Origin of the sequence: Actinocorallia herbida (assembly GCF_003751225.1) — a bacterium.
In the GTDB taxonomy this organism is placed as follows: domain Bacteria; phylum Actinomycetota; class Actinomycetes; order Streptosporangiales; family Streptosporangiaceae; genus Actinocorallia; species Actinocorallia herbida.
In genome coordinates this window covers 1,329,892-1,351,570 of record NZ_RJKE01000001.1, presented here as the reverse complement: position 1 = coordinate 1,351,570, position 21,679 = coordinate 1,329,892, and the positions used below count along the sequence as shown (strand labels likewise).

The window sequence follows — 21,679 nt, the reverse complement described above, 5'->3', positions numbered from 1 at the left end:
CCATCGGGCCGGATTCAGCCGTGTTCAGAGGAGGCGGCGGAGCAGCTTCTTCGTCGACTCGGTGTAGGGCGGGTAGATGAACTTCGGGTCGGGCGAGGTGCCCTTGCGCATGACCGCCTTGCGGTGGCTGAACGCCTCGAAGCCGAACTCGCCGTGGTAGGCGCCCATGCCGCTGTTGCCGACGCCGCCGAACGGCAGGTTCGGGTTCAGCACGTGGTAGCCGACCTGGTTGATCACCACGCCGCCCGCCGAGACGTCCGCGAGGAACCTGCGCTCGTCCTCCTTGGACGGGCTGAACAGGTACGCCGCGAGCGGCTTCGGCCGGGACCGGATGAACTCCAGCGCCTCGCCGAACGAGCCGTAGGAGACGATCGGCAGGATCGGGCCGAAGATCTCCTCGGTCATCAGGGGCGAGTCGGTGTCCGGGTCGAGGACCACGCTGAAGTCCACCCGCTTGTCGTCGGGCGCGGACCCGCCGCCGTGCACGACCTTGCCGCCGTGCCCGTCGAGCAGGCCGGCGAGACGCTTGGCGTGCCGCTCGTTGACGATCGGCCGCGCCTTGCCGTCGGTGCCCTCGGTCATCGCGTCGACGGCCTTGGCGACCTCCTTGGCGAACGTCTCGGCGACGGCGCGGTCGGCCAGCACGTAGTCGGGCGCGATACAGGTCTGACCCGAGTTGAGGTGCTTGCCGTACACGACACGCCGGGCCGCGACCTCGAGGTCGGTGCCCTTGGTGATGATGACCGGGCTCTTGCCGCCCAGCTCCAGGGTCACCGGAGTGAGGTGCTTGGCCGCGCCCGCCATGATCGCCTTGGCGATGCCGGGCCCGCCGGTGAACAGCACGTGGTCCATGGCCTGGTCGAGCAGCTCCTGCGTCTCCTCGGCGGCGCCCTCCACGACGGCGACGGCGTCCGCGTCGAGGTAGGCCGGGAGCAGTTCCGCCAGCAGCGCGGAGGTCGCCGGGGCGTGCTCGGACGGCTTGAGGATGACGCAGTTGCCCGCCGCGAGCGCCGCGATCAGCGGGCCGACCGCCAGGTAGAACGGGTAGTTCCACGGGCTGATCACCAGCACGACGCCCAGGGGCTCGTACTGGATCCAGGACTTGCCAGGCTGCATCGACAGCGGGGTCGACACCCGCCGGGGGCGCATCCACTTGCTCAGGCTCTTCTTGGCGTCGACGAGCTCGATGCGGGTGGACGCCATGTCGGCGAACCAGGATTCGAACGCTTCCCGACCGAGGTCGGCCGCGAGCGCCTCGACGATCTGGTCCTCGCGTTCGGCGAGGAGCCGACCGAGGGCGTCGAGCTGGCGGACCCGCCAGGCCGCCGGCTTGGTCCGGCCCGATGCGAACGTCGTGCGCAGTCGCGCGACGGTCTCGGCGATCGAGGGGGACATGTCAGGTCCTTCCCGAAACTGTTAGGACTGCTGGGAGTATTCGTCGCGCAGGACGCGCTTGAGGAGCTTGCCGGTGGGGTGCCGCGGCAGCTCGTCCCGGAAGTCGAGCGACCTCGGGCACTTGAAGTGGGCGAGGTTGTCGCGACAGTACGCGATCAGCTCGGCGGCCAGCGCGTCGCTCGCCTCCGACGGATCGGTGAGCTGGACGACCGCCTTGACCTCCTCGCCCATCTCCGGGTTGGGCACGCCGAAGACCGCGACGTCGGCGACCTTCGGGTGCACCGCGAGGAGGTTCTCGGCCTCCTGCGGGTAGATGTTCACGCCGCCGCTGATGATCATGTGGGACTGGCGGTCGGTGAGGTAGAGGAAGCCGTCGGCGTCGACATGGCCGATGTCGCCGAGGGTGGTCCAGCCGCGGCCCAGGGGGTCCTGGGCGGACTTGGTCTTCTCCGGGTCACCGTGGTACTCGAACTGCGGCCCGTTGCCGAAGTACAGGGTGCCCGTCTCGCCCGCGGGCACCTCCTCGCCGTCCGGCCCGAGCACGTGCACCTCCCCGAGGATCGGCTTGCCGACGCTGCCGGGGTGGGCGAGCCAGCTCGTCGAGTCGGTGTAGGTGAAGACGTTGCCTTCGGTGCCCGAGTAGTACTCGTGGATGATCGGGCCCCACCACTCGATCATCTGGTGCTTGACCGGGACCGGGCACGGTGCGGCCGCGTGCACGGCGTACTTCAGCGAGGAGAGGTCGTAGGCCTTGCGGACCTCCTCCGGCAGCTTCAGCAGCCGGATGAACATCGTGGGCACCCACTGGCTGTGCGTGACGCCGTAGCGCTCGATGGCCTTGAGCGCGTCCTCCGGCTCGAACTTCTCCATGACGACGACGGTCGAGCCGAGCCGCTGGAAGGACATCGAGTAGCGCAGCGGTGCCGCGTGGTAGAGCGGAGCCGGGCACAGGTAGAGCGAGTCGTCATCCGGCGCGAAGAGCATCTGAATGAGCGACGTCAGGATGCCGGGCTGCTCACCGAAGGGGATGCGGTCCAGCTTCGGCTTGATGCCCTTGGGCCGTCCGGTGGTGCCGGAGGAGTAGAGCATGTCGACGCCTTCGAGCTGCTCGGCGAGCGGCTCGGGGGACGCGGCGGCCAAAGCCTCCTCGTAGGAGTCGAAGCCGGGGGCCTGCTCCTCGGGCATCAGCTTGATCAGGAGGTTCTCATTGGCGGCCGCGATCGGGGCGGCGACGTCGGCGACGGCCGGGGAGGCGATGAACGCCTTGGCCTCGCAGTTCTCGACGATGTAGGTGACCTCGTCGAGGGTGAGCTTGTTGCTGACCGCGGTGTAGTACAGCCCGGAGCGCTGCGCCGCCCACGCGACGGCCAGGGCCTCCCAGCGGTTCTCCATCATGAACGCGATGTGCTCGCCGGGCCTGATGCCGGCCGCGTGGAACACCTGGGCGAGCCGGTTCGACGCCTCGTCCAGTTCCTTGAAGGTCACGACGCGACCGGAGCCGGTCATGATCACCGCGGGCTTGTCCGGGGTGCGAGCCGCGACGGTTCCGAGATCCATGAGCACCTCAACGTTGAAGCAGTGTTACGTTTTTCGCATTCTGTAACATGACCACCCAGTAAGGGAAGACTTATCCGAATCCGATTCTAGGACTTCCGCCCGCGCTGGCCAGCCCCTTCGCGAGAACTCCAGAACCGAAACGTGCCTTGACGACGCCCGGGGCCCGGCCGACATGCGGCCGGGCCCCGCCGCGGGTCGCCCCGGGTCGTCAGGCTTCGGCGGGAACGGCGGTCCGCGGGGTTTCCGGGGCGGGGGACGACGCGCGCCGGACGACGAGGAGGACCAGGACCGCGGCGGCCAGGCCGACCACGCCCGCGGTCACCAGGACGTCGTTGAGGCCCGAGGCGAAGGCCTCGCGGACCGCGGGCGCGGCCTCCGGCCGCCGGGCCAGGACCTCGGCCGCGCCGCCGCCGCTCAGTTCCGCGGCGCGCACCCCGGTCCCCTCCAGCGGGCCGGTCATGCCGGTCCGGAACAGGCCGCCGAGGACGGCGATGCCCAGCGCGAACCCGAGCTGGCGGAACGTGGTGACCGCGCCGGCCGCCATGCCGCCGCGCTCGACCGGCGCCGCGGCCAGCGCCGCCGACGACAGCGCGGGCGTGCCCAGGCCGACGCCGACGCCGACGACGGCGAGGCCCGGCAGCAGCGCCGCCCAGCCGGAGTCCGCCGACAGCACGGCCTGGCCGAGCGCGCCCGCGCCGATCAGCACGAGCCCGCCGCCGATCGTCCACCGGGGCGCGACGTCGTGCAGCAGCCGCCCGCCCGCGCCCGCCACGACGAACGCGACCCCGCACATCGGCAGCACGACGAGGCCCGCCTGGATCGCGCTGAGCCCCAGCACGGACTGGAGCCAGAGCGACTGGTACGCGCCGTAGGCGAACGCGGCGAAGCTGAGCAGCGCCCCTCCTGCCATGATCGCGCTGAACGACGGGCTGCGGAACAGCCCGAGATCGAGCATCGGCTCCGCGGTCCTGACCTCCACCACCAGGAAGACGGCGAGCGCGACGGCCCCCGCGGCGAGCGACCCGAGCGCGACGCCGGTCCAGCCCTCCTCGCCCGCGCGGATCAGCCCGTACGTCAGCAGGCCCGCGGAGGCGGTGAACGACACCATGCCCGGGACGTCGAACGGGCGCGGCCGCGGGTCGCGGGACTCGCGCACGCTCCACAGGGTCAGCGCGACGGCGGCCACGCTCAGCGGCAGGTTCACCAGGAAGATCGCGCGCCAGCCGAACGGGCCGACCAGCAGCCCGCCCACCAGCGGCCCCGCGGCCGCCGCGGCGCCGTTCACCGCGCCCCAGACGCCGAACGCCACGCCCCGGTCACGGCCCCGGTAGAGGTCGTTGATGAGGGCCATGGTCGTGGCGAACATCGCGGCGGCGCCGAGGCCCTGCACGAGTCGCGCGACGACGAGCGTCCCCGCGTCGGGCGCCAGCCCGCACGCCAGCGACGCGGCCGCGAACAGCACGAGACCCAGCACGTAGACCCGCCGCCGCCCGATCCGGTCGGCCAGCGACCCGGCGCCGAGCAGCGCGGCGGCGAGGACGAGCGCGTACCCGTCGAGCACCCATTGCAGCGCCGTGAAGGACGTGTCCAGGCCGTCGGCCATGTCCGGCAGCGCCACCATGACGATCGTGACGTCCACCAGCAGCATGAAGGCACCCGTACAGACCGCGACGAGCGGCCACCACTTTCGCATTTTCATCTCCCTCGAAGGCATCACGCGGTCTCCACCTTCGCGGCCGAACGGACGGAGGCAGGATCCATAGCGGCATTCCGAGCCGGAATCCGACATCGATTACGCTGATCTGGTGGAAAGAATCAGCGCCGATCACCTCGACCTTCAGATCGCGCACGCGCTCGCCCTCGACGGACGCGCGTCGTTCAGCCGGATCGCGACGGTCCTCGGCGTCTCCGACCAGACCGTGGCGCGCCGTTACCGGCGGCTCCGCGCGCAGGGGGCGCTGCGCGTCGTCGGGCTGTGCGACCACCGCAGGACCGGGGGCTCCCGGTGGTGGGTGCGCCTCCAGTGCGCCCCCGGCTCCGCCCCAGCGCTCGCCGACGCCCTCGCCCGCCGCCCGGACACGGCCTGGATCCAGCTCCTGGCCGGGGGCACCGAACTCCTCTGCGGCGTCCACTCCCTCACCGAGGAGGACGAGGACGGCACGCTCCTGGAGCGGCTGCCGAGGACCGCCCGGGTGGTCGCGGTCACCGCGCAGTCGATCCTCCACCAGTTCGCCGGGGCCGCCCTGCGCACCGACCACGAGCTCATCTCCGCGCTCACCCCCGAGCAGGAAGCCGCGCTCGTCCTTCCCCCGCCGCCGCCACTCCCCGACTCCCCCCTGCCGCTCGACGCGTTGGACCGCGCCCTCTTCACCGAGCTCGGTCTCGACGCCCGCGCCTCCCACGCCGACCTCGCCGCCGCGACCGGCTGGTCGGAGTCGACGGTCCGGCGCAGGCTCGACCACCTCGAGGCGACCGGCGTCCTGTTCACCGATCTGGAGATCGACATCGCCCTGCTGGGGCTGCGCACGTGCGCCTGGCTGTGGCTCGACGTCCACCCGGCCGACCTGGAGCGGGTGGGCGCCGAACTCGCCGGGCACCCCGAGATCGTCTTCGCCGCCGCGACGACCGGCCCCACGAACCTCACCGCGTCGGTCTGCTGCCGTGATCCGCGCTCCCTCTACCGCTACCTGAACGACCGTGTCGGGCCGCTCCCGGGCGTTCGCCGCAGCGAGACCGTCCTCATCTCCCGCACCGTCAAACAGAGCGGCTCCGCGCTGCCCGCCCGCCGCCGCGGCACCGCCGCCTGACCCCGGGAACACCGCGGGGCGGCGGATTCCCCCCGCCGCCCCGCGTCGCTTCTCCGTCCGGTCGGGGACCCCCAGCGGCTTGCGCCTGCGAACACCCGCGGGGGCCCCGACCGAACCGCGTCGACCACCCCGCCGACGCATAAATAAGGTTAGCCTAACCTAATAAATCTGTCATCCCCGGGCCCGGACCCTGCGCGGGCCGAGGAACACCACGCCGATGCGAAGGCGCACCTTGGTCCACCACGGCGGCAGGGGCGCGGGCACCAGGTAAGCACCCCGCGGCGGGCGCCTCCATCAGCCCGACGATCTTCACCTGCGCCCTTTCACCTCAGCGGCGCCCCGGACGGAGAACGCGCGAAGGCCCGCGGCGGAACGACCGCCGCGGGCCCCGGCGCCTCAACGATCGGACGTCGTCGCGACCCTCGACCCCGGTGACGAGGCCGCTGCGCGAGGACTACACGTCGAAGTAGAGCTCGAACTCGTGGGGGTGGGGGCGGAGGCGGATCGGGTCGAGTTCGTTCTCGCGCTTGTAGGTCACCCAGGTCTCGATGAGGTCCTGGGTGAAGACGCCGCCTTCCAGGAGGAAGTCGTGGTCGTTCTCGAGGGCCTCGAGGACGGCTTCCAGGGAGCCGGGGACCTGCGGGATGCCGCGGGCCTCCTCGGGCGGGAGCTCGTAGAGGTCCTTGTCGACCGGCTCGACGGGCTCGATCTTGTTCTTGACGCCGTCGAGGCCGGCCATGAGCATGGCGGCGAACGCGAGGTAGGGGTTGCAGGACGGGTCCGGCACCCGGAACTCGATGCGCTTGGCCTTCGGGTTGGTGCCCGTGATCGGGATCCGGATGCAGGCCGAGCGGTTGCGCTGGCTGTAGACCAGGTTCACCGGGGCCTCGTAGCCCGGGACCAGGCGGTGGTAGCTGTTCACCGTCGGGTTGGTGAAGGCCAGCAGGGCGGGCGCGTGCTTGAGCAGGCCGCCGATGTAGAAGCGGGCCGTGTCCGACAGGCCCGCGTAGCCGACCTCGTCGTAGAAGAGCGGGCTGCCGTCCTTCCACAGTGACTGGTGGCAGTGCATGCCCGAGCCGTTGTCGCCGAAGATCGGCTTCGGCATGAACGTGACGGCCTTGTTGTGGGCGCGGGCCACGTTCTTCACGACGTACTTGTAGAGCATCAGCTGGTCGGCCGACTGGAGCAGGGGCGCGAACCGGATGTCGATCTCGGCCTGGCCCGCGGTGCCCACCTCGTGGTGCTGCATCTCCACGTCGATGCCGACCTCGATGAGCTGCTGGACCATCTCCGAGCGCAGGTCGGTGTAGTGGTCCATCGGCGGGACGGGGAAGTAGCCGCCCTTGTACGGGGGCTTGGCGCCGAGGTTGCCGCCCTCTTCCTTGCGCCCGGTGTTCCAGGCGCCCTCGATCGAGTCGAGGAAGTAGAAGCCCTCGTTGGCCGCGGTGTGGAAGCGCACGTCGTCGAAGATGTAGAACTCGGCCTCGGGACCGAAGAACACCGTGTCGGCGATACCGGTGCCGATCAGGTAGTCCTGGGCCTTCTTGGCGACGTTGCGCGGGTCGCGGCTGTAGGGCTCGCCCGTGAGCGGGTCGTGCACGAAGAACGTGATGTTGAGCGTCTTGTGCTGGCGGAACGGGTCGACGACCGCGGTCGTCGGGTCCGGCAGCAGCAGCATGTCCGACTCGTGGATCTCCTGGAATCCCCGGATGGACGAGCCGTCGAACATCAGGCCGTCGGTGAAGACGTTCTCACCGAAGTTCGAGGCCGGGAAGGTGAAGTGCTGCACCGTGCCGGGCAGGTCGACGAAACGGACGTCGATGAACTGGACACCCTCCTCCCGGATGTAGTTCAGGACTTCCTCGGCGCTGCTGAACATCCAGCCTCCTAAAACGGGCTTTTACTACCGATCTCACGAGGTCACATCCTTGTAACCCACCTGCCAGCCTACGCTTCGCCTCCCTCGAAGGCGGGTCACGACAGTCCGCCTGGCCGGTACCGGTAGTTTTGTGGGGTGAGCGGTAACGAGAAGGGTCCGAGCTGGACAGGCACCTGGCTGACCGGGGCCCGCACGGCGGGCGCCGACCTGGGCTACGCGGGCGAGCGCCTGGGCTTTCCGCAGCGCGGATCCGGGTCCGTCGCCAGCTACGCGCGGCGGCTCGTCGCCCTGCTGATCGACTGGTTCGCCTCGATGCTGGTGGCCGGGTGGATCTCGGGCCTGCTGGACTGGTCCGACAAGGCCAACGTCTGGCTCAACCTCGTCGTCTTCGTCCTCCAGGCCTGGATCGGCGTCTCGCTGATCGGGACGACCCTGGGCAAGCGGCTCGCGGGCCTGCGCGTGGTCCGGCTCGACGGCCGCCCCGTCGGCCTCCTCTGGGGCGCGGCCCGCGCGGTGCTGCTCGGCCTGATGATCCCGGCCCTGCTGTGGGACCGCGACCACCGCGGCCTGCACGACCGCGCCGCCAACACCGCGGTCATCGAGTACTGAGCGCCGCCGGTCATGGCGGGCTCTCCGAGGGCCCGCGACCGGCCCGGTGAGCACGAACCGGGAACGGCCGGTCCCCGCACAGGGGGCCGGCCGTTCTTCGCGTCCGACGGCCCTTCATCTCCGCGCGGCCGCCGGGTCCGCCGACCGCAACGCCCCGGACGCCGGCTGTTCACCCTCCCCGCCTCCCAGTCCCGCGATGCGCGCCCCGGACGCCGGATTGCGCCCGGCATACCCGACACGTCCCCGACGGCAGCAGGATCGACCTGACGGCCTCCCAGGGCCCCCGGCCGCGGTCCGGACAAGCGAAGAGCCCGCGACCACGGGGGTCGCGGGCTCTCCTCGGAGCTCTCGCCGGAGTCAGCGGCGGGGCGGCTTGGGGCCCTTCGGCATGCGGACGCCCTTGGGGATCGGGCCGCCCGGCGCGGCCGGCCGCTGCGGCAGCGCGCGCATCCGGTCGTTCAGATCGTTGACCTGGGCCTTGGTGAGGTTCCTGGGCAGCTTCGCGACCTTGGCCTGGAGCTTGGACAGCGGGACCTGCCCGTCCTCGTCGCCGACCTGGATGTCGTAGATCGTGACGCCCGAGGCGAGCCGGGAGATCTTCTTCTTCTCCGCGCCCAGCAGCGAGCCGACCCTGCTCGCCGGGCCCTCCGACACCAGGATGACGCCGGGGCGCCCGATGACCCGGTGCACCACGTCCATGTTGCGGTTGCCCGCGACGGCCGGGGTGACGACCCAGTTGCCGCGCATCGTGTCCAGGACGCCGTAGGCGGCGCCGATCTGGCCCTCCAGCATGCGGTACTGGGTGCGCTGCGCGAACTGCCCGAAAACGACGAGGCCGACGATGATCGCCAGCATCAGGCCGAGCGGGATCATGAACCACAGCGGCCCGACGAAGATCCCGATCAGCACGAAGATCGCGAGCACGCCCAGCGCCGAACCGAAGACGATGGGGAGCGCCTTGCGGTCGGCCTTGGCCACCATCCCGGCGACCATGCGGATCTGCTTGAACCGCCCGGGCTGTTCGTTCTCTGCCATGCTGCTCATCCTAGTGATCGGCGCGGGCGTCGATGGCCTGACGGTAGAGGCGTCCCGCGCGGTAGCTGGACCGTACCAGGGGTCCGGACATCACTCCGGCGAACCCGATCTCGGCGGCCTCGGCCTGGAGCTCGACGAACTCCTCGGGCTTGACCCAGCGCTCGACGGGGTGGTGCCGCGGCGTCGGCCGCAGGTACTGGGTGATGGTGATGAGCTCGCAGCCGGCCGTGTGCAGGTCGCGCAGCGCCTCGGAGACCTCCTCGCGGGTCTCGCCCATGCCCAGGATCAGGTTGGACTTGGTCACCAGCCCGGCCGCGCGGGCCTGCGTGATGACGTCCAGGGACCGCTCGTACCGGAACGCGGGCCGGATCCGCTTGAAGATCCGCGGCACCGTCTCCAGGTTGTGCGCGAACACCTCGGGGGCGGCCTCGAAGACCTGGCCGAGGAGGTCGGGCACACCGTTGAAGTCCGGCGCGAGCAGCTCCACGCCGCAGCCCGGCACGGCGAGGTGGACCTGGCGGACCGTCTCGGCGTACAGCCAGGCGCCCTGGTCGGGCAGGTCGTCCCGGGCCACCCCGGTGATGGTGGCGTACTTGAGCCCCATCGACGCGACGGACTCCGCCACCCGCACGGGCTCGCCGGTGTCGTACTCGGCGGGCTTGCCCGTGTCGATCTGGCAGAAGTCGCACCGCCGGGTGCACTGGTCACCGCCGATGAGGAAGGTCGCCTCGCGGTCTTCCCAGCACTCGAAGATGTTGGGGCAGCCCGCCTCCTGGCAGACCGTGTGCAGCCCCTCGTCTTTGACGAGCTGGGTCAGCTCCCGGTATTGGGGCCCCATCTTCAACCGCGTCTTGATCCACGGCGGCTTCTTCTCGATCGGTACCTCTGCGTTGCGGACTTCAAGCCGCAGCAGCTTCCGTCCATCTGGGGCCACAGCACTCACCCGTTTAGAGTACGTCCAGGAAAGGCCCCCTCACGCCCCCCAAGGAAGGCCGGCCGCTGTGATCGTGTCCACCATGAACGACATCCCCGGCTACGAGGTCACCGAGGTGATCGGAGATGTGTTCGGTCTCACCGTCATGGTCCGCAGTGGACTGTCCAGCATCGAGGCGGGGATCAAGACGTTCCTCGGCGGCGAACCGCAGGGCCTGGCCCGCGAACTCCACGACTTCCGGCTCCAGGCGCGCGAGCGGCTGATCGCCGCGGCCAAGGCCAAGGGCGCCGGCGCGATCCTCGCCGTCCGGTACGAGAGCAACGACCTCAGGGACACCGGGACGGAGATCTGCGCCTACGGGACAGCCGTCAAAATACGCCCTCTATAACAATCGGGGGGCGCATGAGCGCCGATTCCCGCGATTCGCGCCCCCGGCCGCCGCCGACCTCTCTAGGGTGACTCGCTGTTGTCAAGCTTGGAGCAAGGGAGAGGATCCGCCGTGGCGCTGGCCATGACTTACTTGAGGCTGCCCGTGGAGGGAGGCGCCGACCCGGGCGACCTTGCGCGGCGGGTGTTCGGTTCCGCGGGTTGGCGGCAGGCCCACCACGGGCGGGTGCTCGACCTGGGCGGGAACTGGCAGGGCCTGCACTACCTGATCACCGGCGACCCCTGGGAAGGGCGTTCGCCCGAGGCCGACATCGTCTGCGGTGGGCGGCTGCTCACCGAGGACGGCAGCGAGGCGCTCGGCTTCGACGTCATCTACCTGTCCACCGACAGGGTGAAGGTCGCCGCCGACCATCTCGCGGCGACGCCCTTCCCCTCGCGCCGGTTCGACCTGGTCGCGATGGCCGAGGCCGACGTGCAGGGCGTCAACGCCTGGGGCGAGGACGCACGGGACAAGCTGTTCCGGCCGGGCTACGACGCGCTCGGCAGGTTCTTCACCGACGCCGCCGACCGCGGCGAAGGCGTGTTCAAGACGATGGGCTGAGGCCCTAGAGCTGGGCCAGGGTGCGGTGGAACGTCTCCGCCGCGCCCAGCTGCTCGGCGATGTGCCGCTCGGCCAGCGGCAGCACCTCCCGGACGGTCACCGGACGGCCCAGTTCGCGGGTGAGCGAGGTGGAGGACGCGTCGCTGATGCCGCACGGCACGATCCGGTCGAACCAGCTCAGGTCGTTGTCGCAGTTGATCTGGATGCCGTGCATCGTCACGCCCTGGGAGACGCGCAGCCCGACCGAGCCGAGCTTGCGGTCCGGGGCCTCGCCGTCGACCAGCCAGACGCCGCTGCGCCCTTCGACCCGTACCCCTTGCAGGCCGAACTCGCCGAGCACCCCGATCATGGCCTCCTCCATCTTGCGGACGAAGGCCACGACGTCGATCGGGTCGGGCAGCCGGACGATCGGGTAGACGGTGAGCTGACCGGGACCGTGCCAGGTGATCTTGCCGCCGCGGTCGACGTCGATCACCGGCGCGCCCGGGTCGCCCAGCGGCCGGTCCAGCGGCTCGGTGCGCTTGCCCGCGGTGTAGACCGGCTGGTGCTCCAGCATGATCACGGTGTCGCCGACGGCGTCGGCCACCCGGCGCTCGTGGGTGCGGCGCTGGAGCGCCCACCCGTCCTCGTAGGGAACAGCCTGGTCACCGAAGCCCGCATGCACGAAAATCACGCCTCGACCTTACTCGACCCGAGGCCGCGCCCTCCGAACCCCGGGCAAGCCGGACCCTCCGACGTCGGTGGAGCCGACCGGCCGGCGCGTCAGCGGAGCTGGCGTGGCTCGATCGGGGTCTCCTTCACCCCGGTCCCGTCCCGCTCGATCCGCCACGCCCGGCCGGACGGGCGGTAGCCGACGGCCTGGACGAACTCGGTGCCGACGTAGTGCAGCGCGACGCCCTCGTCGGCCGCGTAGCCGTCGGGCAGTTCCCCCGAGGCGATCGAGGAGTGCAGCAGCGGCCTGCGCTGGGCGTCGCTGTCGTAGTGGACGCCGCAGGAGTACGGGAGCAGGCCGAGGCCGTCGCTCAGCGGCCGCAGGGCCGGGCCGTAGGAGTCGGTGTTGCCGCCGGAGTGCCAGCACATCGCGCCCGCGCTCTGCCCGGCCAGCACGACGCCGGAGCGCCACACCTCGGCGAAGATCTCGTCGAGGCCGTGCGCCCGCCACAGGGCGAGCAGGTTGACGACGCTGCCGCCGGTCACGTAGACGAGGTCCTGGGCGAGCAGGTGGCCGCGCAGGTCCTCCATGTTGGGCATGGGGAACAGCGCGACGTGGGTGACCTCGGCGTCCATCCGGCCGAAGGCCTCGTACATCTGGGCGACGCGCTCGGACTGGTCGCCCAGGGCCGTGGCCAGGAAGCAGACGCGCGGCCTGTCCTGCCCGGTGAGGTCGAAGGCGTAGCGCAGCAGCGGGCTCGGGTCCAGGCCGAAGCGGCCGTTGGACACGAAGGTCCCGCCGCCGATGGCGAGGATGTGCGGCTGTCCGTCAGTGCTCAACTGTGCTCCCGGTCTTCGTCGGCGTTCGGCGTCGCTGCCGTTGGTCCGCAGGGTTCCCGGTACCCCGCGGAGAACCCGTGCAGAGTCACCGTACGGCTACGGAGAGCCCCGGAAAGGCGTTTCCGCGTTTCTGTGGACATCCGCGGCGAGGAATGGGGATGATCCGCAACCGGGGTCCGTTGCCCCTGCAACGGGTACCACCCCGCAGCAGCACAGCACCGCACATCGGAGGAACCATGCCGTCGGTCCGGGTAGAGCGCACCGAGACGGGCTTCACCGCCACCAACGACCGGGGAGGCCGGATCGAGATCGGCTCGACCCGCGACGAGGGGGTGTTCTCCCCCGTCGAGCTCCTGCTCGCCGCGCTCGGCGGCTGCGAGATGGCGACGGTCGAGCCCCTGACCGCCAAGCGCGGCCACCGCCTGGCCAAGCTGGCGACCGTCGTGGAGGCGGAGAAGGTCTCCGACACGGAGCTGAGGTCCTTCACCGTCACGTATGAGATCGAGCTCCCCCCGGAGGACGAGAAGGCGCTTGAGGTCTTCCGCTCGGTCGCCGGGCGCGTCCACGAGCGGTACTGCCCGGTCGGGAAGGCGCTGAAGAACCCGATGCCGGTAGAGCAGCGGCTGCCCTGAGGCCCGTAAGGCACGTCCCCTAGGGGCAACCCGCCGTTCGGCGCCCGTTCTTCTGGGGGACGGCCCCGGGTGGGCGTCCCCCCAGATGCCGAGGTGAAGACCGTCCGCTGCGGTGATCACAGGCGGACGCGGCCGCCGGACCATGGACGACATGGTTCGTATCGCCCCCCGTCCTGCCGTTCGTTCAAGTCTGACCGGTTCGGACGGGCCGGCCGCCGTCTCCCCGCTGGTCCGCGTCCCGCCGCTCCCGCGGCCGTCGGTCGTGCGCGAACTCGTGCTCGTCGCCGTCTTCTACACCGCTTACACCCTGCTCCGGATCCTGCTGAACGACCCGGGCGGTCCCGCCCGCGCGTTCGCCAACGCCGCGGCGGTCCTCGACCTGGAACGCGCGCTCTCCCTGGACGTCGAACTCGGGCTGAACCGCGCGCTGGTGGCCAGCGAGCCCCTGTCCCTCGCCGCGAACCTCTTCTACCTGAGCGCGCACTTCGCCGTGACGCTCGCGGTGCTGGCGTGGCTCTACCGCGCCCACGGCGCGCACTACGCGCGGCTGCGGACCGCCCTCGTGGCGGCCACCGGGACGGCGCTCGCGGGCTTCTGGCTGTTCCCCCTGGCCCCGCCCCGCTTCCTGCCCTCCGAGGGCTTCCTGGACCCCGTGACGGCCTTCGGCACACCCGGCCTGTACGCCTCCGACGTCTCGGCGGCCATGACCAACCAGTACGCGGCGATGCCGTCGATGCACGCGGGCTGGGCGGTGTGGTGCGGGATCGCCCTCGTGACGCTCGGCCGCCGGTGGACGACGCGCGCGCTCGGCCTCGCCTACCCGGCCTGCACCGTCGCGGTGGTGCTGGCGACCGCCAACCACTACGTCCTGGACGTGGTGGCCGGCGTCGCCCTCGTCGTACTCGCGTACTCATTGGTCCCGGTGGCGGGCTCTTTGAGAACCCGGCTTCGCCGGAGAGCCCACCACCGGGCCGGGCTCACTGGTCCCGATGACAGGCTCATCGAGAACCCGGCTTCGCCGGAGAGCCCGCCACCGGGCCGGGCTCAGCGGCCGCTTCCGTAGAAGACGCGCTCGGTGACCTCGCGGGCGTGCCTGGCGTGCTTGCGCCAGTCCTCCAGCATGTCGCCGGTCCCGGGGTAGCCGAGCAGCCGGCTGACCGCGGTCCGCTCGCGGTGGTGGTCGGTCGGCAGCAGGTCCGAGGCGCGCCCGCGCACGAGCATCACCGCGCCGCGGATGCGGGTGGCCAGCTCCCACGCCTGGCCGAGCACCCCCGCGTCGTGCGCGTCCAGCAGGGAGTACTCCACCGCGGACTCCAGTGCCGCGACGGTCCGGGTGGTGCGCAGTCCCGGCACCTCCGCGGCGTACCTGAGCTGAAGGAGCTGGGCGACCCACTCGACGTCCGACAGGCCGCCGGGACCGAGCTTGAGGTGCAGCCGCCGGTCGACGCCCCGCGGCAGCCGCTCGGCCTCCATCCGGGCCTTGAGCCGCCGGATCTCGTGCACGTCGCGCTCGGAGATCCCGCCCTCCGGCCACCGGATCGGGTTGATCACCTCGGCGAACGCCGCGCGCAGCCGGGGCGGGCCGATGAGCGGGTCGGCGCGCAGCAGCGCCTGGCTCTCCCACGGCGACGACCAGCGCCCGTAGTAGGCGGCGTAGGACGAAAGGCTCCGCACCAAGGGCCCGGACTTGCCTTCGGGGCGCAGGTTGGGGTCGATGCCGAGCGGCGGCTCAGGCGCGGGCAGCGCCAGCAGGCGGCGCAGCTCCTCGGCCACGGAGTGCGCGGCCCGGTGCGCCTCGCGGTCCTCGACGCCCTCGCGGGCCTCGTAGACGAACATGACGTCGGCGTCGCTGCCGTAGCCGAGTTCGCGGCCGCCGAACCTGCCCATCGCCACCACCGCGATCTCGCACGGCAGCGGCCCCCGGCGCTCGATCTCGACCTTGTTGACCGCGGCCTCCAGCGCGGCCTCGATCGTCACCGCGGTGATGTCGGTCAGCGCCTCGCAGACCTGGCGGACGTCCACCAGGCCGAGCAGGTCGGCGACGGACACCCGGAACAGCTCGCGGCGCCGGATCGCGCGGACCGCGGCGACGGCGTGCTCGGCCTTCTCGCGGTCCTCGTGCCGGGACACCACGGCCATCGCCTCGGCGCGCAGCTCCTCGCCCCTGCGCGGCACGAGCTCGGCGTCGCCGCCGAGGATCGTGACCGCGTCGGGGGCGCGCAGCAGCAGGTCGGTGACGTAGGCACTGGACGCCAGCAGCCGCGCCATCCGCTCGGCGACGGTGACGTCGTCGCGCAGCAGCCGCAGGTACCAGGGGGTGCTGCCGAGGGCGTCGGAGACCCGGCGGAAGCCCAGCAGGCCCGCGTCGGGGTCGGGCGCGTCGGCGAACCAGCCGAGCATCACCGGCAGCAGGGTGCGCTGGATCGCGGCGCGGCGCGAGACGCCCTTGGTGAGCGCCTCGATGTGCCGCAGCGCCCCTGCCGGGTCGTTGTAGCCGAGCGCCAGGAGCCGGGTGCGGGCCGCCTCGGGGGTGAGGCGGGCCTCGTCGGGCAGGTTGGCGACCGCGCGCAGCAGCGGGCGGTAGAAGAGCTTCTCGTGGATGCGCCGGACGCCGCGCGCGTACTTGCGCCACTCCTCGGTGAACCGCTGGGCAGGGTCGCCCTGGAACCCCAGCGCGCGGCCGAGGCGGCGGAGGTCGGCGGTGTCGGCGGGCACCAGGTGGGTGCGGCGCAGCTGGTGGAGCTGGAGCAGGTGCTCGGTGCGGCGCAGGAACCGGTACGCCTCGGCGAGGTCGGCGGCGTCCTCACGGCCGACGTACCCGCCCGCCGACAGCGCCGCGAGCGCCTCCAGCGTGTTGGCGCTGTGCAGCTGCTCGTCGGCCTTGCCGTGCACGAGCTGGAGGAGCTGGACGGCGAACTCGACGTCGCGCAGGCCCCCTGGGCCGAGCTTGAGCTGCCGTTCGACCTCCCCGTGCCGCTCCCTGAGGTCCTCCTCGACGCGCCGGCGCATGGACTGCACGTCGGAGACGAAGTCCTCGCCCGCCGCCGCCTTCCACACCAGCGGCGAGATGGCCTCGATGTAGGCGCGGCCGAGGTCCGGGTCGCCCGCGACGGGCCTGGCCTTGAGCTGCGCCTGGAACTCCCAGGTCTTCGCCCAGCGGTCGTAGTAGGCGCGATGGCTGGCGAGGGTCCGCACGAGCGGGCCCGACCTGCCCTCGGGGCGGAGGTTGGCGTCCACCTCCCACAGCGAGCCTTCGGGGGTGGTCGCCGAGCACGCGCGCATCATCGCCCCGGCGACCTTGCCCGCGGCCTTCAGCGCCGCCTCCTCCGCCGCGCCCTCCGCGGGCTCGGCGACGAAGATGACGTCCACGTCGGAGACGTAGTTGAGCTCGCGTCCTCCGGACTTGCCCATGCCGATGACGGAGAGGCGGGCGAGCGCGTGGTCGGGGACCTCGGCGCGGGCGATGGCCAGCCCCGCCTCCAGGGCCGCGTCGGCCAGCGCCGCGAGCTCCGCGGCGACCTCGCCGACGTCGGACTCCCCGCACAGGTCGCGCCCGGCGAGGGAGAGCAGCCTGGCCCGGTAGGCCACGCGCAGCGCGTCGACGCCGCCCGGCGCGGCGACCGGTGCCGCGGCGGCCGGGTCGGCGCCGACGGCGGTCAGCAGGTCGGCTCGCAGTTCACTCGGGTCGGGGGCCGGTGGCCGGCCCCTGAGAACGTTCCACTGCTCCGGGTGGCGGGCCAGATGGTCGCCCAGGGCCGCGCTGACACCGAGCACGGCGAGCAGCCGGGCGCGGAAGGCGGGGTCCGCCTGGAGCAGGCGGGGCAGGGCGGGGTCGGCGTCGACCAGCCGGAGCAGGCCGGGCAGGGCCAGATCGGGATCGGCGGTGCCGCCGAGCGCGTCGATCACTGACTCGTCGAGCGGGACCGGGGCGGCGGCGAGGGCGGCCTGCGCCGCGGACGCGTCGGTGAAGCCCAACCGCGCGAGCCTGGCGGCGAGGGAGGTACGGCGTTCACTCACACCCATCAAAGTAACCCTCCCCGCCGCCATCGCACCGGATCAAGGACGGCAAGGTCTCCGGAACGTTACAGATCTCACGTCAAGGTTACGCGTGGTTTGCGGCGCGGTGAGGGAACGGACGGATCGGGCATCGGGCTGTATCTGCCGCATTCATGCAGCCAGTCGAGCTGCGCGCGCGGCGCGGACAGCAGCGCGCACGCCACCCGGGAGACGCCCCGGGCCGTGCCGGGGTCGAGCCGGAGCCTGCGCATCTCGGCGTCCAGGTTCCGCGCCGCGTCCGCGACGTCCTCCAGCCGCCCCCAGACCCGCTCGTGCACGAGGACCGCGGCCGCGGTGCGCGGCGGCAGCCCGTACTGCCGCGAGGTGGCCGCGACGGCGTTGAGCGGGCCGTGGTCCTCGCGGGTGTAGGCGACGAGGTCGTTGCACCACGCGGTGACGTCGGCGGTGCCCTCCAGGAGCGTCTGCCACGTCTTGGTGCCCAGCACCTCGACCGGGACCTCGGTGCCGAGCGCCGGTTCGAGGAGGTCGAGCAGGAACGGAGCGTGCAGCCCGCGGCGGACCGCGGCGTAGCGCGTGGGGGCCGGAAGTTCCCCGGTGCGGCGCGCGACCGCCTCGTCCAGGCAGCCCTGGCGGTGCCAGGACAGGTGGTCGCGGAACCTTCGCCGCCAGCCTTGGCTCATGCCGGGGACGGTGCGGTTCCACAGGTCGGCGAGCGCGGTCTCCAGGACGCCCGAGCCGGGCCGCGCGGTGCCGCGCCGGAGCGTCAGGATCAGCGGCTCGTACAGCGCGTCGACGGCGGTGGCCGACGTGCCGAGGCCGCCGTCGTCGATGTGGTCGTCGAGCGCGAACAGCCAGATCAGCCATTCGGTGACGAGCACCGCGCGGGCGGGCGGCACGTCCGGGAGCAGCCGGCAGGCCAGCCGCTCGAAGCGGCCGCGGCCCAGGCGGGTGGCGTCGGACTCGCCGAGGATGAGCCCGTGGCCGCTCGCCCAGGCCGCGGACTCCTCGCCGATCGGGAACAGGAGCTCGTGGACGCGGCAGGGGGCGACGAGCGCGGGGATGCGCTCGGCCAGCGGGAGCAGGAGGGAGACGTCCATCAGATCCGGCCGAACAGCCAGTTGCCGCCGGCCCGCGGGTCGTCTCCGGTGTAGAACTCGCGCGCCGCGCGCTCCAGCTCGCTGACGGTGAGCATGCCGTCCCGGTCGGCGTCCAGGGCGCCGAACGCGCTGGCGATGTCGGCCTCGGCGGTGCCGTAGGCGGTCTGCATGGTGCGGAAGGCCACGGGGTCGATGAGGCCGTCGGCGTCGGCGTCGCAGATGCGGGCGACGGCCTGGTTCGCCGGGCGCAGGACGGGCTCGTAGTCGGGCCCGACGATGAACGCCTCGGCCATGCCCCTGCGGAACTGGTCCCGGCCGATGCGGCTCTCGGCGTCGAGGTCGAGCCGGGACATCACCGCGGCCCAGACCTGGTCGAAGGCCTCCAGGAGGGTCCGGCCGGAGGTCGAGGTCGGCGGCTCGCCGAACCCGATCAGGAAGCGGGCGCCCAGGCCCGCGAGGTCCTCCCGGTCGACCATGCCGTCCCGGTTCACGTCGAGCTGGTCGAACGCCCGGTCCAGCTTCCGATCCTGCAACTCGGAGGTAGACATGCCCTCACGTTAGGTGAGGGCGCGATCTCCTCCCCGTGATGCCGGGCTGTGCCAGGGTCAAAGTCCCGTCATGACGGTCTCGTGGAACACCGGGGCCAGAACGGGCTCCACCAGCTCGGCCGAGCCGTGCCCGGCGTGCCAGGTGCAGGCGCCGCCGACGGCGACCACGCGCCCGGTCTCCAGGACCTTGCGGACGGCCTTGGCGACCTTTTTGCGCGACGGGCCGTTCGGCGCCGGGAACAGCAGCCCGGGCAGCTCGGCGGAGTCGATGACGTCGAAGTCCACGTGCAGGTAGATCGGCCCTTCGGGCAGCACGAGGTCGTCGACGGCGCAGCGGGTGATCCGCGCGGACTCCAGGTACTCGGCCTCCGGCGGGTCGAGGTCGCGCGCGTCCACGAGGGTCACGTTGGCCTCGGGCACGGCCTCCAGGCCGAGGAGGTCGGCGATGACCTCGGGGTGGGCGCCGACGAGCAGGCGCAGCGGCATCCCGCCGAGGTAGCCGGACAGTGAGGTGCGGGGGGTGTGCACGTCGCCGTGGGCGTCGAACCACACGATGGACGGCTGGACGCCCGCCCGCTGGAGGCCCGCCACGACACCGAGGGAGGTCGTGCAGTCCCCCGAGACGACGACCGGCCGGTCGCCCTCGGAGACCGCCTTGGCGACGGTGTCGGCCACGGTGTCGTAGAGGACGGCCATCCGCTGCCAGTGCCCGCTGTCGGGCAGCAGCAGCGTGATGGTCTCGTCGACCTCCACGGGAGCCTCGAAGGCGGGCAGCCGCTCATCGAGGTGATAGGGCACGCAGATAACGCTCACGGAATGACGGTATCCCTTACACCCCGGATCATTCGAGCACTTGAGGTGACAACCCCGGTACCGGCCACGGGACGGCGATCATCACCGGTGCGCAGACCTCTCTTCCGCCCCTCCCGTCCCTGCCTCGCCCCGGTGCCGGGCCTCGGTGGCCCGAAGGGGGAGGACTCCGTCTCGGGAGGGCGGCGGCCATAACCGTCCGGTTCTAGATCCACTATGGGGGCGGGACCGGCCGGGCCGGGACGGCTGCGGTCGGACCGTAATTGCGGGGGTCGGCGGTGTTAACCGGGAGTGGACGTCCGGGGAGGACTCCCCTCAACGTGCCCTGCGGGCCCCGGACGGGTAGGTTTGTAACGCTGGGGAAATACCGGCAGGGCAGACTGGAGGCCGGGGCCTGGGAAGCGTTCGCGAGGGCGCCTCCAGGATGGCTTGGCTTGGAGAGGGAGAATGGTTTTGGACCGTCAGCAGGAGTTCGTCCTCCGGACGCTCGAAGAGCGGGACATCCGCTTCATCCGGCTGTGGTTCACGGACGTCCTCGGCTTCCTCAAGTCCGTGGCCGTGGCCCCAGCCGAGCTCGAAGGCGCCTTCGCCGAAGGCATCGGTTTCGACGGGTCGGCGATCCAGGGCTTCGCCCGGGTCCACGAGGCCGACATGCTGGCCAAGCCGGACCCGTCGACCTTCCAGATCCTGCCGTGGCGGGCCGAGGCGCCGGGCGTCGCGCGCATGTTCTGCGACATCCTCATGCCCGACGGCACCCCGTCGTACGCCGACCCGCGGCACGTGCTGAAGCGCACACTGAGCAAGGCCGCCGACCTCGGGTTCACCTTCTACACCCACCCCGAGATCGAGTTCTTCCTGCTCAAGGACATGCCCAAGGACGGGCGCATCCCCGAGCCCGTCGACCAGGGCGGGTACTTCGACCACACGCCGCACTCGGCGGCGCACGACTTCCGGCGCAGCGCGATCACGATGCTGGAGTCCATGGGCATCTCGGTGGAGTACAGCCACCACGAGGGCGCCCCGGGCCAGCAGGAGATCGACCTGCGCTACGCCGACGCGCTCACCACGGCCGACAACATCATGACCTTCCGCCTGGTCATGAAGGAGGTCGCGCTGGAGCAGGGCGTCAACGCCTCGTTCATGCCGAAGCCGTTCACCGACTACCCCGGCTCGGGCATGCACACCCACATGTCCCTGTTCGAGGGCGACCGGAACGCCTTCTACGAGCCGGGCGCGGAGTTCCAGCTCTCCAAGGTCGGCCGCGCGTTCATCGCGGGCCTGCTCAAGCACGCGCCGGAGATCACCGCGGTCTGCAACCAGTGGGTGAACTCCTACAAGCGGCTCTGGGGCGGCCCGGGCGCCGACGCGGGCGCGGGCGGCGAGGCGCCGTCCTACGTCTGCTGGGGCCACAACAACCGGTCCGCGCTGATCCGCGTGCCGATGTACAAGCCGCAGAAGGGCCACGCGACCCGGATCGAGTTCCGCTCGCTGGACACCGCCTGCAACCCCTACCTCGCCTTCGCGGTGATCCTGGGCGCGGGCCTCAAGGGCATCGAGGAAGGCTACGAGCTGCCTCCGGGCGCCGAGGACGACGTCTGGGCGCTGACCCCGGCCGAGCGCCGGGTGCTGGGCATCCAGCCGCTGCCGCAGTCCCTGGACGAGGCGATCAAGGCGATGGAGCGCTCCGAGCTGCTGGCCGACGTGCTCGGCGAGCACGTGTTCGATTTCTTCCTGCGCAACAAGCGCGCCGAGTGGGACGACTACCGCCGCCAGGTCACCGGCTACGAGCGCAAGCGCTACCTGGAGATCCTGTAGGCATGCGCCGGAACGCCGGCCGCCGGGCGCGCTTATCGTCAGGACGACGATACTCGGGGGCGGTG

19 protein-coding genes are annotated in these 21,679 nt (G+C 71.6%); 7 read left to right on the top strand and 12 right to left on the bottom strand.

The features are described from left to right. Positions 1–24: 24 nt before the first annotated feature. From EDD29_RS06420 to EDD29_RS06410, 3 genes are all read right to left on the bottom strand, one after another. On the bottom strand, positions 25–1,395 hold the full coding sequence (locus EDD29_RS06420) for an aldehyde dehydrogenase family protein (RefSeq protein ID WP_123663233.1): 1,371 nt from the start codon (positions 1,393–1,395) through the stop codon (positions 25–27). Positions 1,396–1,416: 21 nt separating this feature from the next. Then, positions 1,417–2,952: an acyl-CoA synthetase gene (locus tag EDD29_RS06415; RefSeq protein ID WP_123663231.1), complete on the bottom strand. Its 1,536-nt coding sequence runs from the start codon at positions 2,950–2,952 to the stop codon at positions 1,417–1,419. Positions 2,953–3,160: 208 nt separating this feature from the next. Beyond that, entirely contained in the window at positions 3,161–4,645 is a 1,485-nt protein-coding gene (locus EDD29_RS06410; RefSeq protein ID WP_123663229.1) for an MFS transporter, read from the bottom strand. 112 nt (positions 4,646–4,757) lie between these two features. Between EDD29_RS06410 and EDD29_RS06405 the strand changes: the two genes are divergently transcribed. Then, a complete protein-coding gene (locus EDD29_RS06405; protein ID WP_123663227.1) occupies positions 4,758–5,759 on the top strand; it encodes an Lrp/AsnC family transcriptional regulator in 1,002 nt (333 codons plus the stop codon). A 454-nt stretch (positions 5,760–6,213) separates the two neighbouring features. Here the strand turns inward: EDD29_RS06405 and glnA are convergent, their stop codons facing one another. After that, positions 6,214–7,638 carry a type I glutamate--ammonia ligase gene (glnA, locus tag EDD29_RS06400; protein ID WP_123663225.1) on the bottom strand — a complete coding sequence of 475 codons (1,425 nt, stop codon included), beginning with the start codon at positions 7,636–7,638 and terminating at the stop codon, positions 6,214–6,216. A gap of 135 nt (positions 7,639–7,773) precedes the next feature. Here glnA and EDD29_RS06395 point away from each other — a divergent pair, with 135 nt between their 5' ends. Beyond that, on the top strand, positions 7,774–8,247 hold the full coding sequence (locus EDD29_RS06395; RefSeq protein ID WP_123663223.1) for an RDD family protein: 474 nt from the start codon (positions 7,774–7,776) through the stop codon (positions 8,245–8,247). 357 nt (positions 8,248–8,604) lie between these two features. Here the strand turns inward: EDD29_RS06395 and EDD29_RS06390 are convergent, their stop codons facing one another. Together EDD29_RS06390 and lipA are read right to left on the bottom strand one after the other, a co-directional pair. Continuing rightward, positions 8,605–9,282 carry a DUF4191 domain-containing protein gene (locus tag EDD29_RS06390; protein ID WP_342774397.1) on the bottom strand — a complete coding sequence of 226 codons (678 nt, stop codon included), beginning with the start codon at positions 9,280–9,282 and terminating at the stop codon, positions 8,605–8,607. A gap of 10 nt (positions 9,283–9,292) precedes the next feature. Continuing rightward, complete coding sequence (lipA, locus tag EDD29_RS06385; RefSeq protein WP_170201310.1) at positions 9,293–10,225, bottom strand: lipoyl synthase; 933 nt, start codon at positions 10,223–10,225, stop codon at positions 9,293–9,295. A 58-nt stretch (positions 10,226–10,283) separates the two neighbouring features. On the opposite strand from lipA, the gene EDD29_RS06380 reads away from it, so the two are divergent. Then, positions 10,284–10,604, top strand: a complete 321-nt coding sequence (locus EDD29_RS06380; RefSeq protein ID WP_211359576.1) for a heavy metal-binding domain-containing protein — start codon at positions 10,284–10,286, stop codon at positions 10,602–10,604. A 123-nt stretch (positions 10,605–10,727) separates the two neighbouring features. Then, entirely contained in the window at positions 10,728–11,204 is a 477-nt protein-coding gene (locus EDD29_RS06375) for a DUF1877 family protein (RefSeq protein ID WP_246052544.1), read from the top strand. 4 nt (positions 11,205–11,208) lie between these two features. On the opposite strand, the gene lipB is transcribed toward EDD29_RS06375, so the two are convergent. Both lipB and EDD29_RS06365 read right to left on the bottom strand, forming a co-directional pair. Beyond that, positions 11,209–11,877 (bottom strand): lipoyl(octanoyl) transferase LipB, encoded by a 669-nt coding sequence (gene lipB, locus EDD29_RS06370; RefSeq protein ID WP_123663215.1) that lies wholly within the window; start codon positions 11,875–11,877, stop codon positions 11,209–11,211. Between the two features lie 89 nt (positions 11,878–11,966). Beyond that, positions 11,967–12,695 carry a Type 1 glutamine amidotransferase-like domain-containing protein gene (locus tag EDD29_RS06365; protein WP_123663213.1) on the bottom strand — a complete coding sequence of 243 codons (729 nt, stop codon included), beginning with the start codon at positions 12,693–12,695 and terminating at the stop codon, positions 11,967–11,969. 236 nt (positions 12,696–12,931) lie between these two features. Between EDD29_RS06365 and EDD29_RS06360 the strand changes: the two genes are divergently transcribed. Both EDD29_RS06360 and EDD29_RS06355 read left to right on the top strand, forming a co-directional pair. Then, a complete protein-coding gene (locus EDD29_RS06360; RefSeq protein ID WP_123663211.1) occupies positions 12,932–13,327 on the top strand; it encodes an OsmC family protein in 396 nt (131 codons plus the stop codon). A gap of 151 nt (positions 13,328–13,478) precedes the next feature. Beyond that, positions 13,479–14,390 carry a phosphatase PAP2 family protein gene (locus tag EDD29_RS06355; RefSeq protein ID WP_123670309.1) on the top strand — a complete coding sequence of 304 codons (912 nt, stop codon included), beginning with the start codon at positions 13,479–13,481 and terminating at the stop codon, positions 14,388–14,390. Here the strand turns inward: EDD29_RS06355 and EDD29_RS06350 are convergent. From EDD29_RS06350 to EDD29_RS06335, 4 genes are all read right to left on the bottom strand, one after another. Beyond that, positions 14,372–17,350 carry a bifunctional [glutamine synthetase] adenylyltransferase/[glutamine synthetase]-adenylyl-L-tyrosine phosphorylase gene (locus EDD29_RS06350; RefSeq protein ID WP_123663209.1) on the bottom strand — a complete coding sequence of 993 codons (2,979 nt, stop codon included), beginning with the start codon at positions 17,348–17,350 and terminating at the stop codon, positions 14,372–14,374. The genes EDD29_RS06355 and EDD29_RS06350 overlap by 19 nt on opposite strands. A 68-nt stretch (positions 17,351–17,418) precedes the next feature. Next, on the bottom strand, positions 17,419–18,441 hold the full coding sequence (locus tag EDD29_RS06345; protein WP_123663207.1) for a terpene synthase family protein: 1,023 nt from the start codon (positions 18,439–18,441) through the stop codon (positions 17,419–17,421). Next, entirely contained in the window at positions 18,441–18,989 is a 549-nt protein-coding gene (locus tag EDD29_RS06340; RefSeq protein WP_123663205.1) for an EF-hand domain-containing protein, read from the bottom strand. The genes EDD29_RS06345 and EDD29_RS06340 overlap by 1 nt, the downstream gene beginning before the upstream one ends. Before the next feature lie 57 nt (positions 18,990–19,046). Then, positions 19,047–19,802, bottom strand: a complete 756-nt coding sequence (locus tag EDD29_RS06335) for an arginase family protein (protein WP_148085889.1) — start codon at positions 19,800–19,802, stop codon at positions 19,047–19,049. A 450-nt stretch (positions 19,803–20,252) separates the two neighbouring features. Here EDD29_RS06335 and EDD29_RS06330 point away from each other — a divergent pair, with 450 nt between their 5' ends. Further along, the gene (locus EDD29_RS06330) at positions 20,253–21,614 is read left to right on the top strand and encodes a glutamine synthetase family protein (RefSeq protein WP_211359575.1); all 1,362 of its coding nucleotides are present in this window, start codon (positions 20,253–20,255) and stop codon (positions 21,612–21,614) included. Positions 21,615–21,679 lie beyond the last annotated feature (65 nt).

Coding starts and splice junctions, on each gene's coding strand:
- EDD29_RS06420 (WP_123663233.1), bottom strand. CDS start 1,395: ATGTCCCCCTCGATCGCCGAGACCGTCGCGCGACTGCGCACGACGTTC.
- EDD29_RS06415 (WP_123663231.1), bottom strand. CDS start 2,952: ATGGATCTCGGAACCGTCGCGGCTCGCACCCCGGACAAGCCCGCGGTG.
- EDD29_RS06410 (WP_123663229.1), bottom strand. CDS start 4,645: ATGCGAAAGTGGTGGCCGCTCGTCGCGGTCTGTACGGGTGCCTTCATG.
- glnA (WP_123663225.1), bottom strand. CDS start 7,638: ATGTTCAGCAGCGCCGAGGAAGTCCTGAACTACATCCGGGAGGAGGGT.
- EDD29_RS06390 (WP_342774397.1), bottom strand. CDS start 9,282: ATGGCAGAGAACGAACAGCCCGGGCGGTTCAAGCAGATCCGCATGGTC.
- EDD29_RS06375 (WP_246052544.1), top strand. CDS start 10,728: ATGACTTACTTGAGGCTGCCCGTGGAGGGAGGCGCCGACCCGGGCGAC.
- EDD29_RS06360 (WP_123663211.1), top strand. CDS start 12,932: ATGCCGTCGGTCCGGGTAGAGCGCACCGAGACGGGCTTCACCGCCACC.
- EDD29_RS06355 (WP_123670309.1), top strand. CDS start 13,479: ATGGTTCGTATCGCCCCCCGTCCTGCCGTTCGTTCAAGTCTGACCGGT.
- EDD29_RS06350 (WP_123663209.1), bottom strand. CDS start 17,350: ATGGGTGTGAGTGAACGCCGTACCTCCCTCGCCGCCAGGCTCGCGCGG.
- EDD29_RS06345 (WP_123663207.1), bottom strand. CDS start 18,441: ATGGACGTCTCCCTCCTGCTCCCGCTGGCCGAGCGCATCCCCGCGCTC.
- EDD29_RS06340 (WP_123663205.1), bottom strand. CDS start 18,989: ATGTCTACCTCCGAGTTGCAGGATCGGAAGCTGGACCGGGCGTTCGAC.